The organism is Flavobacteriales bacterium (assembly GCA_016712535.1).
Taxonomy (GTDB): Bacteria; Bacteroidota; Bacteroidia; order Flavobacteriales_F; family PHOS-HE28; genus PHOS-HE28.
The window spans coordinates 1,605,415-1,627,149 of record JADJQW010000002.1 but is presented as its reverse complement, the minus strand read 5'-3'; the positions used below and the strand labels follow the sequence as shown (position 1 = coordinate 1,627,149).

Here is a 21,735-nt window from a genome sequence, read left to right as displayed (position 1 = left end):
TATGGTCCGCGAAGCGGTGGGTGCCGAGCTTCTCGCGAATGGTAAGGGTCGTCGGGTTCATCCGATTGAGCTTTCCCAAGCAAACCATGCCTGGCGCAATTCCTCCATTTCTATAATCAAGCCGTGCACAGCCGCATGCCCCTCATTACCAAGCCAGAAATATTCTGGGGCATGGCCATGACTATCAGCATAGTGCGCAACCGTATCACGAGCTGACGGCGTGTCCATGACCCCATCATGCGCGCCCGTGACACGTTCAATGCACTCCAGCAACGCTATTAGCAGGAGAGTTCGTCGGTATGCCGGGAAAACATGATGCACGCGGAGCAGTCTGAAGAAGTGGAACTCTTGCATACTGGCTACAAGATGCGCAGCGTAGAGCTGAAAATTCGTCCAACGGTCCATAGTGTTGCCACTTTCATCTTTCTGGATCAAGATCAAGCATGGGAGCACTTCATGTCCTTCGAACCGTGTCGGGCTTACTTGTTGAGCGCCGAATGCTTTGATCATGCGCTCGATAAAGACACTAAGATGCTGGCGATGCATATTCCGAAGCAGGGCCTCCTTTCCTGTCAATGCTGTCAGAGATTGTCCAGAAACGATGGCCTCTGACCAATTCGCGCGGATCTCTCTCGTTGCGCGCGCGACGCGATTCGTGAATTGGTAGGCTGATGAACCACCGTACTGTGCAAAGAGCACGACAATGGCGACGATGCTGGATGCGATAATACCTGTGAGCAAGGCAAAAGTCCATTGCGCTGGATCATAGAACGGATTCATCGTATTGTCGTGTTCACGGTGATAATAATCCCTTGCGCACTAAAGCCCACAGAAAACACCCTCTTCAGCAATCCTGTCATCTTCTCCTCATATTCCGCGAAGCGGTAGGTGTTGAACTTCTCGGCGATGGTGGGATCAGTGTACATATGTCAGGCATTGGGGTTATTGATCAAACCTACTTCTCCACTCGCCCATAACTGTCTGGTAGGCGCTTACGACCCGACCGCACTTGACTGGCCAAGTATCGTGATGATCTGGGTTGCGCAAGTCCTGCAGTCGTTCTTCTAGTTCCTTCTCTGATCGGACCATTGGATTGAGCCGCAAGCGGATCCGGTTGTAGATGGTATGTTCTTGATTCACCTGGTCCATTAGAGCCCCAGGCCAAGGTTGTTCCGCTTTGACGGCCTCCTTGTGCTTCTCTGCAAGCCAGTAGGTGAGAGTGAAGTAGTCGGCAAGATTGTTTGACATGGTCTCATCCATGTGCCGAAACTGTTCAGCTGCGGTTGATGATTGCCGCGACGCTCTGGCTTCTGCAAGCGTTGCTACTGTTTGTTCGCGGGTATTCCGCAGTGTGATTAGTTGTAAAATGACGCTGGCAATAATTGCCAGTGCAGCAATGAATGCGCTCCAATCAAATGGACCGGTTCCCAGATTCGCATAATCACAAAGAATCAGCATATGATCAAGGGAATGGATAAGGCCGATCCTTGAGTTTCTCCATCACCACCAGCATCGTTCCCACACTCACCGTCGTCACCCGCTTAAACAAGTCTATCACGGTCTCCATATTGCTCCCGCCACATTCGCGAACCACTCTATCGCGCGTGCGGTCCATTTCTCGGGTTCGTGACGACATGCGCCGAAGATGCCAACGAAGAATGAGGTACCCAAGGCCGAGTTGTTCACTCTTCTCAACAGGCCCGCCTTGGCCTAGGTTTCTGAGCCATAAATCCGAGTGCCGCTCAGCCAAATGCCAAATAGCCGTTGCCGCCTTGCAACCCCACCCCGGGTCAATGCACGGGTCGACACCACCACGGCCCATAGGCCTCTAGGCCTTCAGCCCGCCTCCGCCCCATCCTCCGCATCGCGATGCTCGGTATGGGTAAGGTGGTGGCCATTGCAGTACGGGCAATGGTAAACGCGCATGGCACCGCGCCCAAAGCTCCAGATGCGCTTGGCCTTGGCACGCGCTCCGGCCTCTGAATAGATCACTTTGCCATTGATGCAGCGGGGCGCCGGTGGCGGCGGAAGCACGGCGGGGCGGTGCTTGACCAGATACCGTGACCGATCGAACAAGCGCGTGATGGCGCCCGCGCCGAGCCCCGTCAGGTCATTCTGCGCTTGTTCACGTTCCGCAGGATCCAGGATGCACAGGAGTTCTTCGACCAGTTCGGGCCTTTCTGTCATGAAGCGCCGCACGTGAAGTCGGTAGTCGGCATTCACTTTCTGCATGGCGCCCAACACAGCAAACGGTCGGCCGTTCTCAGCTATTGCCCCCCCTACTCCACCACCACCTCGATGCAAACCCCGGCATAACCCACGCGCACGCGTTCGGGCGGTATGGTGATCCAGGGGCCGGTGAGGTGGCGGCTGGGGCATGGAGGTAGGCGGTGACGTGGTCGGGGCCGCCATCGCCCAAGCGCATGCACGGGGTGATGGGGATGAGGCAGCGCAGCGCGAGGCGTTCGGCCAGCGGTGTTTCGGCCAGCGGCTTGTGGAGCTGGGTGGCCAGGCGGCGCCAAGCGCAGGCGGGCAGCTGCCAGGCGGTGAAGCGCTCGGTGGGATCGAGGCGCAGGCGGTGCGAAACGTGCACTTCGCAGCGGCGGAGTCCGCTGCGCGGGCGGCGCAGTGCTCCATCCGCGCGGTTTCGTTCTTCACCCGAACCATTTTGTTCTTCACCCAAACGGCCTGGTTCTTCATGCAAGCCGTTTCGTTCTTCACTCGAGCGGCTTCGTTCTTCATGCCAGCCATCCTGTTCTTCACCTGCGCGGCATTGTGCTGCGCGCACCCGGCCTGGTTCTTCACGCAAGCCCTGTTGTTCTTCACCCAAGCGGCATTGTTCCGCGCACCAGCGGCCGAGTTCTTCATCCTAGCGGTCTTGTTCTCCGCGCACGCGGTATTGTTCTCTGCTTATGCGGCCCAGTTCTCCGCTTCCGCGGCTGAAGCGCGCGCATTCCCGGAGCGATTGAACCGGCGATCTGTTAAATCCGCTATTCCGGTGCCTGCGCTGCACCCCTTGATGCGCGCGGCTTCCAGCGCATCCGGCTGGGGTTATCAACAGGTCGCGTCAAATCGCGCAAGGCCCGTTCACGAACAAAGCCCCGGTCAGCGATCGAGCCTCCGGGCCAGCGCCGGGACCAACGTCAACCAACGGACCCCGAATCAGCGGATCACCCAAACGAGCAACACCATGCAACTCATCAAAGCTGGAATAAGCCGCTTGAAGACACCCGATGTGGTGGCCAAGAGCGAGTACGTGGAGGGGCAGATGACGGGGAACACCAACTTCCCGACACCCTCACCCACGGTAGCTGAAGTGACCGCTGCCCGTGTCGCCCTCGTGGTCGCCTTGGCGGCTGCCGAGAGCGGCGCGCATGCGGACATTGTGATGAAGAACACGGCGGTGCGCACCCTGCGCGACCTGCTCACCAAGATGGCACGGTATGTCAACAGCGTAGCTGGCGGCGACGTGGACAAGGCGGTGAGCAGCGGTTTCGAGCTGGCCAAGCGCCCCGACCCGGTGGACAGGCTGGAAGCTCCGCTTGACCTCAACGCTCGCATGAGCTCCTACGCAGGCCATATCGACCTGAAGTGGGACCGTGTGCGCGGCGCGCGCATGTACCAGGTGTACATGTGCAGCGGCGACCCCGCCGTGCCAGCCAACTGGCAGGTGGTGGGCGTGTGCAGCAAAGCGAAGCACACCGTGACCGACCTGCCCGCCAACACCTTCTTCAACTTCCGTGTAACCGCTCTCGGCCGTGTGGGCGAAGGCCCTGCGAGCGAAGTGGTAACCGCGAAGGCCGCCTAAGGCCACCCGCGCTAAATGCATTCAACCCTGGCGAAAGCCGGGGTTGTTTGCTTGGGGGGTGTTCGCCGCGGCTCCGTCCAGTTGGTCGCAGGTGTGATCGGTGAGCGCTTCGTGCGAGCGCAGGGGACGCTGCGTGAGATGCTGCTGCGGCAATGTGCGCGCGAACCCCAGAACACGCACAGCGGCGAGAGACAGTACAACGCAAGGTTGTAGTCTTGTGGCACTCAGCAGCGAACGATTGTTACCTTCGTTTCATGAAACAGGCCACTACCCTTATTGCAATTGCGACCTTTTGTACCCTGTTCCTGCAGGATGTCCATGCACAGGTGAATCTGTCAGCTGGACTTGCGGCACATTGGCCATTTACCGGTGACGCCGCAGACTCGAGCGGCAATGGCAACCATGGAGTCGTGAATGGTGCGGTGTTAACCGATGGTGCTGATGGCATCCCGAATACCGCGTACCGATTCAATGGGGCTTCGGACTATATCACCGTGCCAAATTCACCTTCTCTAAATCCTGTTGTATACTCGCTATCAGCACGAATCAAGCCGATGGGATACTATTCCGGAGCGTGTCAAGGAAACGTGATTTTATGGAAAGGCGCTGATACAAGTCCAGGACACTATGGGTTAATCTATGCCGACATGCCTTACGACGCAAACTGTTCGAACTTTGACACGCTTCATCAGAATTTCTATAATGATCATGGCTTCAATATCACTCAAGCAGACACACCCTACATCCAAACCAATCAATGGTATTGTATTCTGTCCACATTTGATGGTGATAGTGTGAGCTTTTACGTGAACGCTGTTCTTCGTTACAGAAAGAATGTCAATGCATTAGGCAGCAATGGCAGTGGGATCTCCATAGGTCGAAACAGCTTCAATAACTACCCATACTGGCTCAATGCGTCGATTGATGATATACGTATCTATGATAGGGTATTGAATGATCAGGAGATTGACGCGCTCTGTGGTTTGATTACAACGACGATTACAGAGAGTAAGGCAACCGTTGATGCGACTGTCCTCGCACCGAACCCAATCCCCATTGGAGGTCGGCTCGTAATGCGAAATATCTCTCTGCCATGGGACAGAATCACCCTGAACAGTCAGGATGGAAGGGAATTGAGGCAGTGGTATGCTAACAGTTCGACGGCGGTCGACTTGGCAGTCGATGGAATCGCGGCCGGAACTTATCTCGTTCAAGTCTGGAAAGGTGCGAGTCAGGTCGTTGTGAAGCAGCTGCTGATACAATGATATCATTTCAGTTCGCCGACGGCTGTGCAGGTTAGCCACCTCCGGAGGCTCTCTGCCACGCCCCCCTTGCGTGATCGGCTCGCGCGTCGGGGTCATCTTCGAGAGCACCGGCGAAGTTCGAGGCGCAGGGTCCACTTTGTGAGACCCTGCTGTGGTGGAAGGGCCGCCCCGCCGCCACCAGCCACGCACGGCGAGACGCTTCGGAGGCGGTTGGTCCGTTACCTTCGGCGAAGGCCTTGCAGAGGTGAAGAGCCAAATCGATACCTTGGTGCGTGGCCAGGCAGCCGCCGATCAGGATAAGCGCAGAGGACCCAGCATTCGCACCCCATCAACCGGGTTCAGCAACCCGAAAAGGACCATGACGATGAAGCTGACCGCACGACACATGATCGCAACGGTGCTGGGCGCATTGGCCTATCTGATACAAGGCGTTGCCATCGGCTTCCTGTTCCTGAACCATGCCTATGAAACCTGCACGAATCCCGGGCTATCGAAAGGCTTGGAGGTTGACTTACGCCTGATCGTCGTAGCGAGCTTGCTGATCAGCTCCTTGTTCGTCTTCGCCTTCGCCCACTGGAGGGACGGGATCACCGGCCGGAAGGGCGCCATCGCCGGGGCCATCATCTTCCTCCTGGCAGGCGGCGCCTTCGATGTGGCTACCTATGCCTCCACCAATCTGTACAATAGCCCGCTCATCATCTTCTACAGTGCCGCAGGAAGCATCATCGGGGGCGCGGTGGTCGGGGCCGTGACGGGCTGGTGGCTGGGCAGGAGGCCAACGAATGCCCAGGCTGGCCCGAAACCTTAGCTCACCGCGCGCATGGCCACTCCAGGAGAGACGATCCGAAATGCGAGGACCGGGCAAAGCATGCGGTTCATCCAGACCCATTCATCTTCCGGTGGAGAGACGCTGGAGATCGATTGTGTGAGCCCACCGACCGGCGTGAAGGAGCCGGAGCACATCCACCCGTTCCAAGAGAACACGTTCAGGATTCGCTCAGGCTCGTGCACCTTCTCTGTCCGCGGGGTCGAGCGCTTGGTGGAAGCCGGCGATTCCATCAGCATTCCGGCCAACACGCCGCACTTCTTCTACAATTCAGGCACCGCCGATTGCCAGTACATTCAGGAGTTCCGTCCCGCCCTGCACATCGAGGATTTCTTCGGGACGTTCTTCGCCCTCGCCAATGATGGCAAGCTCAACAAGCAGGGCATACCGAATCTGCTGCATGGCTCATTGATCATGCTCAAGCATCGGAATGAGATCCGTGTAACACGACCGCCCTGGTTGGCTCAACTCCTGGCGTACTGCATCCTGGCCCCGTTCGGCTGGTTGCTCGGTTACCGTGCGAGCTATCGGTCAGGCAAGTGATGCTGGCGCTCTTCCCCGAAGTTCTTCGTTCCGATCTCCGCAGGGCTACCCAAGATCTAATTGCCGCCTCCGCAGGCTCTCCGCCTCAGGCCAGAAGGGCCGGGCCCCTGCGTGATCGGCTTCGCGCGCCGGGGTCCTCCTCGCGTGATGCTGGCGAGGTATAGCGCCTGCTGCAATCAATACCGTCACTCCCTAACTTTGAACTCATGGAATGGCGCACGCACATTGTTTCCGATAAGGACATCCTGCTGGGCAAGCCGGTGATCAAGGGCACACGCATCTCGGTGGAGCTGATCCTCGAATTGATGGCCGAGGGCTGGACGGAAGCCCAAGTGCTCGAGAGCTACCCGAACATCACGAACGATGACCTGAAGGCGGTCTTCGCCTACCTCCGCGACGGCATGCATCAAGCCATGTACCTGCCCTTGCGCCGCACTGCCTGATGCGCTTCCTGGCCAACGAGAATTTCCCGGACCCGAGTATTCACATCCTGCGTGAAGCAGGTCATGATGTGATGAGCATCCGTTTGGAGGCGCCGGGCATCACGGACCATCAGGTCATCACCATGGCCCAGGCGGAGCACCGCATCATCCTCACGTTCGACAAGGATTATGGCGAGCTGATCTTCAAAAAGGGAATCGAATCGCCTCCTTCAGTGATCTTCCTTCGCTATCGCGGCAGAGACCCCGAAGCGGCTGCCAGGCTGATCGAAGACACACTGTCCGCAGGAACATTGCTCGAAAGTCGCTTCACCGTGATTGAGGAGGACGGTATCCGGCAGCGGATCTATTAGCCGGTTTCCGACGCCTCCGCAGGCCCTCCGCCTCAGACCCGAAGGGCCGGGCCCCTGCGTGATCGGCTTCGCGCGCCGGGTCCTCTCCGGGTGATCCTGGCGAGGTTCACTTGCACCCGCGATCGAATAGCTACCCCCTACTCATCCAGCCCCAGCTCGATCTGCTTGCCGGGCTTGTAGCCGCCGATGAGCGGATCCTCGGGGCTGATCTCTTCGGCGCTGGTGCGCTTGGCGCGCTTCATCTGCTTCATGGGGCTCTCCTCCAAGCCTTCCTCTTCCGGTGCGTCGAGGTTGCCGATCTCGTCGTCGGTGATGAGCATGCCCTGCACCTCTTCCTGCTCCGGGGTGAGGGGGACGAAGACCGGCGAGTTCAGCGTGAGCTCCTTCACCTTGTGCGGCGTGAGGCGGTTGCCGATGGCCTTCACCCCTTTCACGCCGATGAAGCCGGCCAGGTCGATGTCCTCGTCGGCGCGCGCGGTGCTGCGCTTGTCGTAGGCGATGTGCAGCTCGGGCTCGGGCACGAGGCTGTGCAGCACGAGCTTGCTCTGGTCGTGCTCGGTGATGAAGGAGACGGCCTCGCGCGAGGGCTCCACCTGGAAGCGCTTCACGTTGAACTGCTCCTTCTCGCCGTCCCAGTACACGGCGCTCACCACGTCCTTGGGGCTCCACTTCACCACGGTGAGGGCATCGTCGGGGAAGTGGGTGCTGAGAACAAAGGGGAAGAGCTGGTACTTGCCGCTCTTGCTGATGCAAAGGATTCGGTCCTCGCCCTTGAAGCGGCCGAGGTAGCGCCCGTGGCCGGTGTCGTTGAGGCGGCGCACGGTCTCGTCGTACCACACGGGGATGGCGCCGAGGGTGCTGGTGCCGCGCTCCTTCTGGGTCACCTTCTGCACCGCGTAGCGGGTGAGCAGGTTGCCCTTGCTGCCGCGGCCCTTCACCGCCAGCTCCGCGAAGTCCACATCGAACTTGGTCTTGCGCAGGTTGGGCCTCGGCTTCAGCACCACGGTGATCACCTCGCTGGCGCCATCGGGGTTGCAGGTGAAGTATTCCAGGGTGCTGCCGGGCGCGCCGCCGGTGAGGTCGTACTCCTTGTCGCGCGTGACGCCGGTGACCACGAAGCGCTTCATGAAGTAGGGGCCCTTCACGCCGTCCTGGTAGACCATGTGGTAGATGGTGCGCTCGTCGTTCTTCTTGAACACGGCGATGTGCTCGATGCCCTTGCCCACGAATTTCTTGTCGGCCATCCGGGTCACCGTCATGCTGCCGTTGATCCGGAACACGATGATGTCGTCCATCTCCGAGCATTCGGTCACGAGCTCCGCCTCCTTCAGGCTCCAGCCCATGAAGCCCTCCTTGCGGTCCACGTAGAGCTTCTTGTTGGCCACGGCCACCTTGGCGGCCACGATGGTGTCGAAGGGGCGCAATTCGGTCCTGCGCTCGCGGCCCATGCCGTACTTCTTCTTCAGCTCCTTGAAGTAGTCCACCGCGTGGTCCACGATCCGGTCGAGCTTGCCCTGCACCTCGGCGATCTGCTCGGCCAGCTGCTTGATGTGCTCGTCGGCCTTGAAGCTGTCGAACTTCGAGATGCGCTTGATGCGGATCTCCGTGAGGCGCAGGATGTCCTCTTGCGTCACCGGGCGCTTGAGGTCCTGGATGTGCGGCTTCAGGCCCTTCTCGATGAAGCTGAGCACCTCTTCCCAGGTCTCGGCCTCCTCGATCTTCCGATAGACCTTCTTCTCGATGAAGATGCGCTCGAGCGAGGCGAAGTGCCATTGCTCCTCGAGCTCGCTCTTCTTGATCCTCAGCTCCAGCTCCAGCAGCCGCAGGGTGTTCTCCGTGCTGATGCGCAGCAGCTCCTTCACGCTCACGAAGCGCGGCTTGTCGTTCTCGATGACGACGGCGTTGGGCGCGATGCTCACCTCGCAATCGGTGAAGGCGTAGAGCGCGTCGATGGTGGTGTCGGGGCTCACGCCGGCGGCGAGGTGGATGACGATGGACACGGACTCGGCCGTGTTGTCGTCGATGTGGCGCACCTTGATCTTGCCCTTCTCGTTGGCCTTCACGATGCTCTCGATGAGCGAGGCGGTGGTGGTGCCGAAGGGGATCTCGGTGATCTCGAGCGTCTTGGCATCGAGCTTCTGGATGCGCGCGCGGCAGCGCACGCGCCCGCCGCGGCCGCCCTCGTTGTAGTTGCTCACGTCGGCCAGGCCGCCCGTGGGGAAATCGGGCAGCAGCTCGAAGGAGCGCTTGCGCAGCACGGCGATGCTGGCGTCGATGAGCTCGTTGAAGTTGTGCGGCAGCAATTTGCAGCTGAGGCCCACGGCGATGCCTTCGGCGCCCTGCGCCAGCAGCAGCGGGAACTTCACCGGCAGGAAGACCGGCTCCTTGTTGCGGCCGTCGTAGCTGAGCTGCCATTCGGTGGTCTTGGGATTGAAGACCACGTCGCGCGCGAACTTGCTGAGGCGCGCCTCGATGTAGCGCGGCGCGGCGGCGCTGTCGCCGGTGAGGGTGTTTCCCCAGTTGCCCTGGCAATCGATCAGCAGGTCCTTCTGCCCGAGCTGCACCAGCGCATCGCCGATGCTGGCGTCGCCGTGCGGGTGGTACTGCATGGCATGGCCGATGATGTTGGCCACCTTGTTGTAGCGGCCATCGTCCAGGTCGTCCATGGCGTGCAGGATGCGGCGCTGCACGGGCTTGAGGCCATCGTAGAGCGCGGGCACGGCGCGCTCCAGGATCACGTAGCTGGCGTAGTCGAGGAACCAGTCCTTGTACATGCCGCTCACGCTGAAGCCGCCGGACTGTCCGCCAGCGGGCACGTGGCCGAGTCCTTCGGGAGTGCTATCGGGCTTATCGATGTCGTTGCTCATATCGTTCTCACAGGCTTGCGCAGACCTCTTCGGGGCGCGCGGTGTCGGCATTGTTGTACAAGGCCAGCTTCACGCAGAGCGGCGCGCCCAACACGGGGTTGGCGCGGCTGTACTTGAAGCTGTGGCTGTTCGGCGGGTCGGGGTTGATGACCGCGCCAGCACCGGTGACGGTTTCGACTACCTGCACGCTGTAGCCCGTATTGGCGGGCAGCAATTCGCCCTTCACGTGGAAAGCGATCACCTGGTTGACGATGACGCCGCCCGGGATGGTCACGGTCTGCGTGTAGGTGCTGTCGTACACGAACACCGGCGGGCCATCGTAGTCCGCATCGAATGGATTGCTCGTCAATGTGCCGGGGTCGAGCTCGCCTTTGCCGCAGGCGCAGGCCAGCAGGGCGATGCACAGGTAAGTCACCGTCCGTTTCATCGCAAGGGTATGGTCAAGCCGGCCATCCACGTGCCGTGGCCGTTGGCATCGGGCATCCAGACCAGCCCGTCGAAGCGCGCCTTCTCCTTGTCCTCGAACACCGGCGGCGACCGTTTGGAGCGCACCTTCTTCACGTACCACCAGACGGCGCCCGTAGCCACGAGGGCGCCGCCGCTCACCGCCATCATGGTGCGCGACTGACGGAGCTTCCGGTTGGCATCGGGGATCTCCTGCCCCTTCAGGTCGGCGATGCGCGCCGGGTTGGCGCTCTCGCTGTAGGCGGTCTCCAGGTCGTTGATGGCCTGTTGCGCATCCACGGCCTTCCAGGTGCTGACGCCGAACCAAGCGGCTGCGCCCACGGTGAGCAGCGGCGTTCCATACCGCAGCCAGCGATCGTCGCGGCCGAAGCGCTGCGCCTTCTTGTTGTAGGCGATGAACTCCTCGCTGTAGCGCAATTGCACGCGCAGTTCATTCAGCGAACCGGGCTTCACGAGCACGGTGGTGTCCACCATGCGGCGCTCCGGCGCCCAGAGCACGAGTCGGTGCGGCCCTTCCAGGAGCGTGAGCTCGCGATCGCTCATGCGGTGCTTGCCATCGAGCACGTAGGTGCAGGTGGCGTTCGGCTCGCAGAGCACGCGCAAGGTGCCGGTGCCCTGGGCGCGCGCACCGGGGGCGGACAGGCCTGACAGGAGCAGTGCCGCGGAGATGGTGTTCAAGCTGCGCATCATGCCTCCTCCTCCACTTCCTCGAGTTTGCGGGCGATCACCTTCACCGGGTCGATGGCCTGTTCCTCCACCAGGTCCTTCTCCACCTTGAGGTTCTCGATGATGAATTCCTGACGGGCCGGGGTGTTCTTGCCCATGTAGAACTCGAGCAGCTCATGCACGCTGGCGTCCTTGGTGATCATCACCGGCTCCAGGCGGATGTCCTCGCCGATGAAGTGCTTGAACTCGTCGGGGCTGATCTCGCCGAGGCCCTTGAAGCGCGTGATCTCATGGCCCTTGCCGAGCTTGAGGATGGCGCGCTGGCGCTCCTCATCGCTGTAGCAATAGATCGTCTCCTTCTTGTTGCGCACGCGGAAGAGCGGCGTCTGCAGGATGTAGAGGTGGTCGTTCTTCACCACCTCGGGGAAGAACTGGAGGAAGAAGGTCATCAGCAGCAGGCGGATGTGCATGCCGTCCACATCGGCATCGGTGGCGATCACGATGCGGTTGTAGCGCAGGCCGTCCATGCCGTCCTCGATGTCGAGCGCGGCCTGGATCAGGTTGAACTCCTCGTTCTCGTACACCACCTTCTTGGTGAGGCCGTAGCAATTCAGCGGCTTGCCCTTCAGGCTGAAGACGGCCTGGGTCTCCACGTTGCGGCTCTTGGTGATGCTGCCGCTGGCGCTGTCGCCCTCGGTGATGAAGAGGGTGGTGAGCAGCTTGCGCGCATCGTCCTTCTTGCTGTCGGTGAGGTGCACGCGGCAGTCGCGGAGCTTGCGGTTGTGCAGGCTGGCCTTCTTGGCGCGCTCACGGGCCAGCTTCCGGATGCCGCTGAGCTCCTTGCGCTCCCGCTCGTTCTGCTGGATGCGGTCGAGCAGCACTTGCGCGACCTCGGGATGCTTGTGCAGGTAGTTGTCGAGCTCGCGGCCGATGAAGTCGCCCACGAAGGAGCGCATGCTCTGGCCACCGGGCTCGATCTCGAGGCTGCCGAGCTTGGTCTTGGTCTGGCTCTCGAACACCGGCTCGATCACCTTCACGGCCACGGCCGCCACGATGCCCGTGCGCACATCGCCGGCCTCCCAATCCTTCTTGAAGAAATCCTTGATGGTCTTGGCCACCGCTTCGCGGAAGGCGCCCTGGTGCGTGCCGCCCTGCGTGGTGTGCTGGCCGTTCACGAAGCTGTAGTAGTCCTCGCCGTAGTGGTTGGCGTGCGTGATGGCCACTTCGATGTCGTCGCCGCGCAGGTGGATGATGGGGTAGAGCGGCTCGCCGTCCATCCGCTCCGTCAAGAGGTCCTTGAGGCCTTCCTTGCTCTGGTACTTGGTGCCGTTGCAGTAGATGGCCAGGCCGGTGTTCAGGTAGCAGTAGTTCCGGAGCAGCCGTTCGATGTGCGGGTCGCGGAACTGGTAGTTGCGGAACATCTGCTCATCGGGCTCGAACACGACGCGCGTGCCGTTGGGCTCGTCGGTCTTCACCGGCTTGTTGTTCTTGCGCAGCACGCCGCGGTCGAACTCGGCCTTCATCAGCTCGCCGTCGCGCACGCTCTCGATCCTGAAATAGCTGCTCAGCGCGTTCACCGCCTTGGTGCCCACGCCGTTCAATCCCACGCTCTTCTTGAAGGCCTTGCTGTCGTACTTGGCGCCGGTGTTGATCTTGCTCACCACATCGACCACCTTGCCCAGCGGAACGCCGCGCCCGTAATCACGCACGGTGACCCGCGCGCCCTCGATGGTGATGTCCACCTTCTTGCCGTGGCCCATCACGTACTCGTCGATGCAGTTGTCGAGCACCTCCTTCAGCAGGATGTAGATCCCGTCGTCGTAGCTGCTGCCATCGCCCAGCTTGCCGATGTACATGCCCGGCCGCAGGCGGATATGCTCCTTCCAATCGAGTGATCGAATATGCTCCTCCCCGTAGCTCGCGTTGCTCATGCCCTCAGGCCGGATCCCAGCATTGGCGCGGGTTCGCGGCGATGGGCCGAAGGTATCCTGCCACCGTAGGGGCTCACGGCTGTGGAAAACTCCGGTTTTCCACGATCGATGAGGGTTTTCAACACTTCCGGCCCGGCCTGAAGCGCCGTACGGAAGGACTGCAGGGTCCTACGGCAACTGCTCGAGCAAGGTGCTGGTGGGCACGCTGCCGCCGATGTTGGTGAGGATTGGATCGCGGTCGTTGTCCTGACCGGTGTACTTCACGGTGCCGTCGAGGTTCACATCGCTCAGGTGATATCCGGCAATCGTAGCCGTGGGCACGCTGCCGCCGATGGCCGTGAGGATGGGGTCGCGGTCATTGAACTCGCCCGTGTAGCGCAGGGCGGCATCCGTCCACACGTTCCCGGCCCAGAGCGCCATCACGCTGCCGATCGCTTTGCGCGCGTTGGTGCCGTAAGTCGTGGTGCCGCTCTGGGTGAAGTCCACCACGGTGGCCGCGCCGCTCAGGGCGATTCCGCTGCCGGTCATGGCGCCCAAGTGGTTCCGGTGCCGGACGGCCACCCGATAGGTTCCTGCCACAGGACAGAAGCCCAAGGGCGAGGTGCCATCGGGAGCGACCACATCGCCATCGCGCTCCACCAATCCGACCCGCGCTTCCAGCATAGTGTAAGGCGAGCTGTTCTGCCGCAGCTCGACCAGCACCCAATCGACGACGGCGTCGTTGCCCGTGATCAGCAGCCGACTGGCAGAGCAGGTGGTCGGCCCCGTAACGGTGAAGCCCATGGCCGAGTATGGCTCGGTGAGCGGGATGAGGTTCAGCTTGCGCAGGCTATCGAGCATCAGGCCCGTGGCCTGTTCGTACGGACCTTCGAGGAAGACCTTGGGGGCCACCACCGATCGCGGCACGATCTCGCACGGCGCCTCGAGCGTGGTGAAGGTGTGCGATTGCGTGTAGCTCGAGCTACCGCCTTGCGAACCTGCGCCATCGCAGACCGACCGAACCTGCACATCGTAGCTCGTGAGCGGATCGAGCCCCGTGAGCGCGTAGCTGGTGGTGGTGAGGCCGTTCACGTTGGTCCAAGTGGTGAGCGCGCTGGGCTTCCAGCGCAGGTCGTAGCTGATCGCCGTCAGACCGGCGGTCCAGGTGATCTGCGCGCTGTTGTACGTGATGCTGTTGGAGCTGAGCCCCTGCGGCGCGCTGCACGCAGGCGCCTGGTAACTCACGGTGAGCAGATAGCAGACCGACCCATTGTTGGCGCCGTTCCAACCGAAGACCTGCGCGTAATAATCGCCCGGCGCGGCGTTCGCGTACGAGATGGACTCATTGCTCGTGCCTCCTGCTGATGAGGAGGCAAGGATGGTCCCGGCACTGTTGCGCAGGTTCAGATCGAAATCAGCCGGCAAATTGCTCAGGCTCATGTTGATGGTACCCGTCGCGCTCAGCGTGAAACGGAAATAGTCATTGTCGCCTGTCGGGCTGATCAGGCCATTGCGCGACGCGGGCAGCGTGACCACCGTCGCCGCCCCGGTGCTGTTGTTCGGCTCGTAGTTGTCCACGCAAGGGACCGGAGTGGTGAAAAGCGTGCTGGCGCTGTACGCCGAACTGCTTCCGCTGCACACGCTCAGCACTTGGAACTCGTAGGCGGTGTTCTGCGTGAGGCCAGTGAGGCTGTAGGTGGTGCCCGTGAGGCCGGTGACGGTGGTCCATGTGCCGCTGCTCGTCGGCTTCCAGCGGAGGGTGTAATTGCCCAGGCCGAAGTTGGCCCAGCCCAAGGTGGCGCTCACAGCGGTGAGGTTGGTGACGGTGAGCGGCAGCGGCGGGTCGCAACTGGTGCCGCAGGCGGCGAGGCAGCTTGCGCTGTTCACCCGGTTCACGATCAGGGCCGCTGGTTGCGGTCCGAAGCCCAACGAGAGATTGATGCCCGTTCCGCCGATCAGATGGCAATAGCTCATGATGGTGCCGCCGCCGGAGGGAAGTCCCGCATTGGGGCACGAGCCCTCGGTGTAGCCCGCATTCGGCCCGCACCCATCGATCGCGGTGCTGTTGCCGTTCCACACGCAGGCATGCGTATGGCTGCTGCCCAGGTTGTGCCCCGTCTCATGGGTCACCACCATCGTGCTCCAGCTGTAGGTGGGCACATTGCTGTAGCTCGAATTGATCCCGCTGTACGCCATGCGCGCACTGGTGCTGCTGCAGATGGTATTGAGATAGGCCCTTCCGCCGTAGTTGCTCAGCTCAAGCAGGTGCGCGAGGTTGCCGTTGAAGCTGGTCCGGTAGGTGCCGAAGTTGCTGAGCTGCTGGGCGCTGTTGGTCCCGGTGTACGGGCTCGCCTCGGTCCAAACGAAGATCTCCGAGAGCTGCATGTCCACGCCATCATTGTCGAAGAGGATGGCCATCTGATTGAAGAGGCCGGTGAGGTAGCTGGTGACATTGGCCACGCTGCCCTTGTTCTGGAAGAGGTCGTAATCGGCCTCCCAATAGATGTTCAAGCACTTGATGCTCTTGCGCCCACCGATCGGCATCAGCTCTTCCTTGGTGTAGGCTTCCATCCGATCGCTCACGCCGCAGGAGAAGCCGGGGTCGCCGAGAAGGTCCGCATCGCGGTACAGCACATGCCGCCGCTGCGTGTCATTCTCCAGGGGCCCCAGGACACGGCTTCCCTGCGCATCGCTGACGATGCCCATGACGTGATCCGGGAAGATGCTGATCGCAGCCAGCGAGTTCGGGTCGCCGCGCAGCACGCCGCGGTAGTGGATCCCAAGCCCCACATCGGCATGAGCGCCTTTAGCGGATTCGGTGACCGTGAAGCCATCGGCGAAGAGGTCTGCTTGCACAAGGTCGATGATCACCATGCCGGTCCTCGTCGGCAGCTCAAGGGCGATGCGTTCAGCCGGCGCACTCATCAACCTGCTGGCAGCGGCAGCATCGAAGCGCAGCACATCGGCAGCGCGCACGGCCATTGACCAGAGCGCATCAGACTCTGCACCAGCGCGCTCGGGTACCAAGAGCTGCACAGCGGTGAAGGCCTTCCCTTCCGTGCGTGCAACATGGATGCGCTCATGAACGAATCGCACCGGCTCCTGGGCGATCAGGAATGCGGGGAGCAGGAGGAGAAGGGAGGCAAGGATGCGCTTCATGTGTTCAGGGCCAAGGACGGAAAAGTACCAAGACGCGACATGCAATGCCACAAGGCCTCTGTCGCGGTTCGACGAAGCACGATGGAATGGCGTCAGGCTTTGAGCCTGTTTGGGATCTCTTGAACGATGGACTCCGAGGCTATTTTTCGGTCAGACGAAGCCTGAAAATCATCGCGTAGCGGTGTCTACGGGATCATTTTCAGGCGAGGTATGGACGGAAAAGAGCACGGAGGCCGAGTTTGAAGAGATCCAAAACAGGCTCTCAGGCGCGCTTGCTCTCCACCGGCACGCTCATGCGGGCCTTGGCCATCTGCACCAGCTTCTTCATGCGGTGGTAGGCGGCCAGCTGCTTGTTGTAGCGCTTCAGGTCACTGGGGTCCAGCTGCTCCACATGCAGGAGGTCCATCTTGTCCGCGAGGTCGTTGATCTTCACGCGGATGGCCAGCGAGTCCTCCACCACGCGGTCGATGTACTGCTCATAGGTCTCGTCAGCGCGGCGCGTGATCGCGTCCAATGCCTTGAGCACGCGGGGCGGGAAGCCTTTCTTCTCGAGCTCGGCCATGGTCAGCTCCGATCGCTCGAGCACATCGTGCAGGGCGCCGAGCACCTGCTCATCGAATTCCTGTCCGCGCATCATCACACGCATCACATGCAGGATGTAGGGCTTGCCGAAGCGGTCGGTCTGGCCCTTGTGCACCTTGGCGGCGATGCGGATGGCGCTTTCGAGCAGGTGGTCCATGGAGGAGGCGCAAAGTACGGGCGGATGCGTTGCCCCTGAATGAAGCGAGGCCCTCCTTTGAGGGCCTCGCCATGATCCAGTCCTGTTCGGCTCAGCGGGCCAGCGGCACCCGGAGCGTCACGCGCTCGAAGCCATTGTCCAAGCGCACGAACCAGGCTCCGTTGGCCAGTTGCGCGCTGGGCAGCACCTGGCGATTGGCGTTCATGCGGCCCGTGTAGGCTATACGGCCCGTGGCATCCAGCAACTCAACCGTTACCGCTGCCTTGCCGGTGAAGGCGTGCTCCACAACGATGCCCTGCGGGGTGGCCCATGCGCGGTGCTCGGCCTTGGAGGCCGCGGCCACCGAGGTGCTCAGCTCAACCGTGACCTCGCCAATGGCGCTGCTGCTGCACACGCCATCGTCCGTGGTGAGGGTCACCGTGTAGGTGCCCGCTGCAGCATATGCGTGCTGCGCATTCTGATCAGTGCTCTGGTTGCCATCGCCGAAGGTCCAGGCATAGCTGCCGGTGGTGCTCGTAGCCGTGAACTGCACTTGCTGGCCCACCGTCACCACATTATTATCCACCGTGAACGCCGCCACCGGGCCGTTGTTGATGTGCAGCACGAAGCGCGCGACAGCAGGGTCGGCCTCAGCGGCCAAAGTGAAGCCATAGGCCGCACCATTCAGCAGGCTTGCCGTGATGCCCGTCTCCAGGTCCTCTATGGACAGGCAGTTGAGCGAAAGGCCGCCCATCACATCGGCGCTGATCGAGTATGTGCCGGTGATGCCCGCGTTCACGCGGAGCGGGATGCTGATCGCGCCTTCGAGCGGCCCATGCGCATCAATGGCCACCTCGGACCCACCGATGAGGGTGCTCAATTGGGGGGCATCGTCATGCCCGAGCGTGTACTTCAGCACATCCGTGTCATCCAGCCCTTCGCTGCCCGCAAGGAAATGCACCACCGCCTCGTCCCGGAAATCATTCAGGTCGCTGCCGATGCTCAGGCGGATCAGCTCGGGGCCATCGCCGTTCAGGCCGAACATGCCCCCGCTGTTGGTGCTGGCCTTGTCGGCCTCGCTCACCGTGGTGGTCACCGCTGGGCCGTTGGCCTTCAGCAGGAAGCCCTGCATGCTCTGGATGTAGCGCGTGCCCCCGTTGGTGCCGATGTCCGTCACTCGGTCATAAGCCGCGGTATTGCCATTCGCCGGGTTGTAGTAGGTCACGGATTGCGATACATCCGCGCCCAGGCTCATGCCCTCGAAGTCGATCGGGCTCGGCACCGGGTTGCTCACCAGGTTCCAGCCATCGACGGTGGGATTGCCCGTGCTGGTGTGGCTCATGGGAAGCGTGATCGGCGTGCTGGCGATCACCGGCACGTTGTTCTGCAGATCGACCGTGAAGGCCGTGGTGTTCACCAGCCCCGAGCCCGCCCACACCGCGAAGCCCTGCCCGATGGAGAGCGGCTGCAGGTTGCTGCTCACACCCTGCATCCCATCGACGTTGCCCGCGCCGGGGTCCGTCTCATCGTACCAGCGCACGCTCGGCCACAGGATGTTGCTGCCAACCGGGTTATCGAAGTTCGGGAATTGGGATCCCGGATACCCGGCGGTGATGAAATCATCCTGCCAATGCACCACATTCCGGCTGCTGATCGGGCTGCCCAAGAGCATCCAGTTCGTCAGGCCCGCCGGCCGGTAGCGCTCGATCCGCATGTTGCCCAGATAATCCGCTGTGGCCGCAACAGGTCCCAAACGGCCCGTGTAGCCGGCACCGCTGGCCAAGGTGACCTGGTTGGCCGTGCAATCGAAGTCCCCATCGAGCAGATCCAATGATCCTCTGATGCTCAAGGCGCCCGTGAGCGTGGTGCTCACATCGGCGTCGATGGTCAAATCCCAAAGACTCGTGGCGCTGGCGAGGTCGAAGGTGCTGGCCACTGATGGGCTGAGCACCAGCAGGCTGTTATCGTCGGCTGTGAGATCGCCATTGATATCCACCGCATCACCATCGGCTGCCAGGAACACGCTCGCGGCGAGAACGAGCTCGCCACCAGCATCCACGGTAAGGTCATTCACGGTGGTGTTCGCATCGTTGGTCACCACGTCGGGGCTCTGCACGACCATGCTCACCGCGCTGCCGAAGGTCGCGGCGCCGGCCGTGCCAGTTGGCGTATCGCTCCAAATGGGATCCGTGACGTTGCCCGTGGCGCGGCTGTAATAGGCGCACACCGCTGTGGTGATGGTGACATCATCCTCACTCGCTGTGCAGGGTGCGTTGCTGATGGTCCAGCGGAAGACGTAGCTGCCCGGCGTGGTCATGCCGGTGATCGTGGTCGTGGGCGAAGCCGGGGTGGTGATGGTTGCCGCAGGACCGCTCACCTGGCTCCAAAGGCCCGTACCAATGCCCGGTGCATTCGCAGCCATGGTGGCTGTGCCGGGTTGATTGCAGATGCTTTGGTCGGATCCGGCAGCGCTGGTGGTCGGGCTCGGGGTGATGGTGATGGAGACGTCGGCCGTGGAAGGCGTGCAAGGAGCGTTGCTGATGGTCCAGCGCACGACCACTGGCCCTGCTCCTGCCGCATGCGTGAAGGTGGCATTGGGGTCCGCGGCGTTGCTGAATGATCCGGTTCCGCCGCTCACCACGCTCCAAGCGCCCGTGCCATTCACCGGCGTATTGCCGCCCAGGCCGGCCGTAGTGCCATTCTCACAAACGGTCTGGCTGCCGCCCACAGTGGCCGTGGTCGGTGCCGGGGTGATCGTGATGCTCACATCGGCCGTGCTCGGCGGACATGGCGCGGACGTGGAAATCGTCCATCTTACAACGACAGGCCCAGCACCTCCGGTGTGCGTGAATGTGGCATCCGGGTCGGTATTGTTGCTAAAGGTTCCCGAGCCTCCGCTAACCACGCTCCATGCACCGGTGCCAACCCCGGGCGTATTGCCGCCGAGTCCCGTGGTGGTGCCCAGCTCGCAAACAGTTTGCGGGCCGCCGACTGTTGCGGTGGTGGGTGGATCCACTACCGTCACGGTCACATTCGCGCTCTGCGTGCAGGCATTCGCCGAATGGGCCGCGGTAACCGTGTACACCTGCGTCGAAGTGGGCGAGGCCGTGGTCGCGGCCGTGGTCGTACTGCTCAATCCGGTTGCCGGGGTCCAGGTATAGCTAACCGTAGAGGTGTAAGTGAAGGTCAGGCTCCAGCTGCCGAACGTGCCATTATCACCTCCAGCATCGTCGCGGATCAGGAGATCCCAGTCACCATTAAGATTGCCGGTGAAGAGGGAGAGCAACGGTGTTGTTTGCGTGAAGCTGCCCGGCCCTGGCGCCGTTGGCCAATCATCAGGGGTGCCATAGTTCGTTGGAGCATAGAGTCCACTGGCGAGCGTACTGCCAAAGGGCGGGTTGTCCGTCGCAGCAGGTGATCCATCCATGAACGTGAACGTCCGCCCGGTGATGTCGTCGGCATCGCCAGCGTCCGACATCAGGATCACGTTCGTTCCTGTCGGTGATTGCAGCAGGATGTCGATATCATCTGGATAGGTGTGGCCGACTCCGTTGATGGTCACAGACTCCAAGGTGACGCCGCTGGTGGGCAAGCCGCTCACCGCGGTTGTCCATGGGTAAATGGTCGCGTTCACCGGCCCTCCCGTTACCGTGGCCGGACCACCGGAGCTGTTCACGGTGACGCGGGTCAATGAGGTCGAAGTTGAAGCGGCGCTCAGCCCAACGGATCCTCCGTTGCAGATGGTGGCGCTCGAAGGCGTGATGACGGGCAGGCTGGGCCTCCCTGATGGAACGTAGAAATTGTCGACCCGCGCGAAGTCGCCATCCACGTTTCCGTGATTCCAGAGCACACCGATCTGGCCCAGTGCCGTTCCAGTATACGTTGCATCGACCGCCGACCCAGCGGATGTACTCGCGGTGAGCGGATTGCTCCAAGAAGCCTGTTGTCCAAATAACACATTCGCGCCATTGTCCCGGTAGAAAAGCTGCCAGGTGTCCGTGGATGGTGTGTAGGTCACGCGCACGTCCAGGTAGTTCGCACCGAAATCACTGGCACTAACGATGTTGGTCAGGTTCGAGTTGAGGTCGAGGCCGCCATTGTAACGCACCAATCGGATGGCGTCCGTGCCGCCGGATTGACCGAGCACAACAGCGTAGCCTTGTCCTGTGGTCAGGTCGCTGGCAGAACCGGCCAGCACCACGGCCACCCCGTAGTTCGACGCATCGAAGCCACTCGGGTCCGTACGGGTCTGCCGCATGTTGAACGCCCAAGTGAGCACGCAGTTATTCTGATTCAAAGTGGTGCTGTAGCTGCCAGGGGTGGCTTGGGACACGAACTCCCGGCCGGCATTGTTGCTCGGCTCCTGCAACCGCAATTCACTGCCATCCACCGCTGCGCCCGCTGCACCGGTCTCAGTTTCACCCCAACCGCCGCCAACGGTATTGCTATTGGCCCGATTGAACTTATCGGCGATGTCCTGCGCATGCAGGACCATGGGAAGAGCGCATGCGGCTAAAATGGCACAGCGCGCGGCCAATGACCGCAACGAGTTTTGGAGGCACATGGAAAAGGAAGTTGGTTGTCCGTTGGAACAGCACGCAAAATAACGCCAGCCAAGCATGCCACGCAACGGGTTTCCGGTGCCGTTATCAACCGCTGTCAGCGAATTCGTGCACAGCAACCTACATTCGCCCCCGTTCGCCGAAAGGCGCGCA

At 61.5% G+C, this 21,735-nt stretch carries 16 protein-coding genes; 6 read left to right on the top strand and 10 right to left on the bottom strand.

The features are described 5' to 3' along the window. Positions 1 to 57 precede the first annotated feature (57 nt). The 3 genes from IPK70_06620 to IPK70_06610 all read right to left on the bottom strand — a co-directional run bounded on the left by IPK70_06620 (position 58) and on the right by IPK70_06610 (position 2,232). Positions 58 to 780: a hypothetical protein gene (locus tag IPK70_06620; protein MBK8226833.1), complete on the bottom strand. Its 723-nt coding sequence runs from the start codon at positions 778 to 780 to the stop codon at positions 58 to 60. 162 nt (positions 781 to 942) lie between these two features. Continuing rightward, a complete protein-coding gene (locus IPK70_06615) occupies positions 943 to 1,458 on the bottom strand; it encodes a hypothetical protein (GenBank protein MBK8226832.1) in 516 nt (171 codons plus the stop codon). 378 nt (positions 1,459 to 1,836) lie between these two features. Then, positions 1,837 to 2,232: a hypothetical protein gene (locus IPK70_06610; protein ID MBK8226831.1), complete on the bottom strand. Its 396-nt coding sequence runs from the start codon at positions 2,230 to 2,232 to the stop codon at positions 1,837 to 1,839. A 958-nt stretch (positions 2,233 to 3,190) separates the two neighbouring features. Here IPK70_06610 and IPK70_06605 point away from each other — a divergent pair. The 6 genes from IPK70_06605 to IPK70_06580 all read left to right on the top strand — a co-directional run bounded on the left by IPK70_06605 (position 3,191) and on the right by IPK70_06580 (position 7,235). Next, positions 3,191 to 3,808: a fibronectin type III domain-containing protein gene (locus tag IPK70_06605; GenBank protein MBK8226830.1), complete on the top strand. Its 618-nt coding sequence runs from the start codon at positions 3,191 to 3,193 to the stop codon at positions 3,806 to 3,808. Between the two features lie 254 nt (positions 3,809 to 4,062). Further along, positions 4,063 to 5,073 carry a LamG domain-containing protein gene (locus IPK70_06600; protein MBK8226829.1) on the top strand — a complete coding sequence of 337 codons (1,011 nt, stop codon included), beginning with the start codon at positions 4,063 to 4,065 and terminating at the stop codon, positions 5,071 to 5,073. Positions 5,074 to 5,431: 358 nt separating this feature from the next. Next, positions 5,432 to 5,881 carry a hypothetical protein gene (locus IPK70_06595; protein ID MBK8226828.1) on the top strand — a complete coding sequence of 150 codons (450 nt, stop codon included), beginning with the start codon at positions 5,432 to 5,434 and terminating at the stop codon, positions 5,879 to 5,881. 12 nt (positions 5,882 to 5,893) lie between these two features. Continuing rightward, positions 5,894 to 6,442, top strand: a complete 549-nt coding sequence (locus tag IPK70_06590; protein MBK8226827.1) for a cupin domain-containing protein — start codon at positions 5,894 to 5,896, stop codon at positions 6,440 to 6,442. A 206-nt stretch (positions 6,443 to 6,648) separates the two neighbouring features. Next, positions 6,649 to 6,885 carry a DUF433 domain-containing protein gene (locus IPK70_06585; protein ID MBK8226826.1) on the top strand — a complete coding sequence of 79 codons (237 nt, stop codon included), beginning with the start codon at positions 6,649 to 6,651 and terminating at the stop codon, positions 6,883 to 6,885. Further along, positions 6,885 to 7,235 (top strand): DUF5615 family PIN-like protein, encoded by a 351-nt coding sequence (locus IPK70_06580; protein ID MBK8226825.1) that lies wholly within the window; start codon positions 6,885 to 6,887, stop codon positions 7,233 to 7,235. Before IPK70_06585 ends, IPK70_06580 begins: the two co-directional genes overlap by 1 nt. Positions 7,236 to 7,372: 137 nt before the next feature. Here IPK70_06580 and IPK70_06575 read toward each other — a convergent pair whose 3' ends face one another. The 7 genes from IPK70_06575 to IPK70_06545 form a co-directional block, all read right to left on the bottom strand. After that, on the bottom strand, positions 7,373 to 10,102 hold the full coding sequence (locus tag IPK70_06575) for a DNA gyrase/topoisomerase IV subunit A (protein ID MBK8226824.1): 2,730 nt from the start codon (positions 10,100 to 10,102) through the stop codon (positions 7,373 to 7,375). A gap of 7 nt (positions 10,103 to 10,109) precedes the next feature. Then, positions 10,110 to 10,529: a hypothetical protein gene (locus tag IPK70_06570; GenBank protein ID MBK8226823.1), complete on the bottom strand. Its 420-nt coding sequence runs from the start codon at positions 10,527 to 10,529 to the stop codon at positions 10,110 to 10,112. Continuing rightward, entirely contained in the window at positions 10,526 to 11,245 is a 720-nt protein-coding gene (locus IPK70_06565; protein ID MBK8226822.1) for a hypothetical protein, read from the bottom strand. Before IPK70_06565 ends, IPK70_06570 begins: the two co-directional genes overlap by 4 nt. A gap of 8 nt (positions 11,246 to 11,253) precedes the next feature. After that, positions 11,254 to 13,164, bottom strand: a complete 1,911-nt coding sequence (locus tag IPK70_06560; protein ID MBK8226821.1) for a type IIA DNA topoisomerase subunit B — start codon at positions 13,162 to 13,164, stop codon at positions 11,254 to 11,256. Positions 13,165 to 13,332: 168 nt separating this feature from the next. After that, positions 13,333 to 16,302: a fibronectin type III domain-containing protein gene (locus IPK70_06555; GenBank protein ID MBK8226820.1), complete on the bottom strand. Its 2,970-nt coding sequence runs from the start codon at positions 16,300 to 16,302 to the stop codon at positions 13,333 to 13,335. 262 nt (positions 16,303 to 16,564) lie between these two features. Continuing rightward, positions 16,565 to 17,041, bottom strand: a complete 477-nt coding sequence (locus IPK70_06550) for a phosphohydrolase (GenBank protein MBK8226819.1) — start codon at positions 17,039 to 17,041, stop codon at positions 16,565 to 16,567. A 91-nt stretch (positions 17,042 to 17,132) separates the two neighbouring features. Continuing rightward, positions 17,133 to 21,584 carry a PKD domain-containing protein gene (locus IPK70_06545; GenBank protein MBK8226818.1) on the bottom strand — a complete coding sequence of 1,484 codons (4,452 nt, stop codon included), beginning with the start codon at positions 21,582 to 21,584 and terminating at the stop codon, positions 17,133 to 17,135. Between the last annotated feature and the right edge of the window lie 151 nt (positions 21,585 to 21,735).

What these genes read in the sequence shown, in the direction of transcription:
- IPK70_06620 (MBK8226833.1), bottom strand. Translation starts at nt 780, where the DNA reads ATGAATCCGTTCTATGATCCAGCGCAATGGACTTTTGCCTTGCTCACA.
- IPK70_06615 (MBK8226832.1), bottom strand. Translation starts at nt 1,458, where the DNA reads ATGCTGATTCTTTGTGATTATGCGAATCTGGGAACCGGTCCATTTGAT.
- IPK70_06610 (MBK8226831.1), bottom strand. Translation starts at nt 2,232, where the DNA reads ATGCAGAAAGTGAATGCCGACTACCGACTTCACGTGCGGCGCTTCATG.
- IPK70_06605 (MBK8226830.1), top strand. Translation starts at nt 3,191, where the DNA reads ATGCAACTCATCAAAGCTGGAATAAGCCGCTTGAAGACACCCGATGTG.
- IPK70_06600 (MBK8226829.1), top strand. Translation starts at nt 4,063, where the DNA reads ATGAAACAGGCCACTACCCTTATTGCAATTGCGACCTTTTGTACCCTG.
- IPK70_06595 (MBK8226828.1), top strand. Translation starts at nt 5,432, where the DNA reads ATGACGATGAAGCTGACCGCACGACACATGATCGCAACGGTGCTGGGC.
- IPK70_06590 (MBK8226827.1), top strand. Translation starts at nt 5,894, where the DNA reads ATGGCCACTCCAGGAGAGACGATCCGAAATGCGAGGACCGGGCAAAGC.
- IPK70_06585 (MBK8226826.1), top strand. Translation starts at nt 6,649, where the DNA reads ATGGAATGGCGCACGCACATTGTTTCCGATAAGGACATCCTGCTGGGC.
- IPK70_06580 (MBK8226825.1), top strand. Translation starts at nt 6,885, where the DNA reads ATGCGCTTCCTGGCCAACGAGAATTTCCCGGACCCGAGTATTCACATC.
- IPK70_06575 (MBK8226824.1), bottom strand. Translation starts at nt 10,102, where the DNA reads ATGAGCAACGACATCGATAAGCCCGATAGCACTCCCGAAGGACTCGGC.
- IPK70_06570 (MBK8226823.1), bottom strand. Translation starts at nt 10,529, where the DNA reads ATGAAACGGACGGTGACTTACCTGTGCATCGCCCTGCTGGCCTGCGCC.
- IPK70_06560 (MBK8226821.1), bottom strand. Translation starts at nt 13,164, where the DNA reads ATGAGCAACGCGAGCTACGGGGAGGAGCATATTCGATCACTCGATTGG.
- IPK70_06555 (MBK8226820.1), bottom strand. Translation starts at nt 16,302, where the DNA reads ATGAAGCGCATCCTTGCCTCCCTTCTCCTCCTGCTCCCCGCATTCCTG.
- IPK70_06550 (MBK8226819.1), bottom strand. Translation starts at nt 17,041, where the DNA reads ATGGACCACCTGCTCGAAAGCGCCATCCGCATCGCCGCCAAGGTGCAC.
- IPK70_06545 (MBK8226818.1), bottom strand. Translation starts at nt 21,584, where the DNA reads ATGTGCCTCCAAAACTCGTTGCGGTCATTGGCCGCGCGCTGTGCCATT.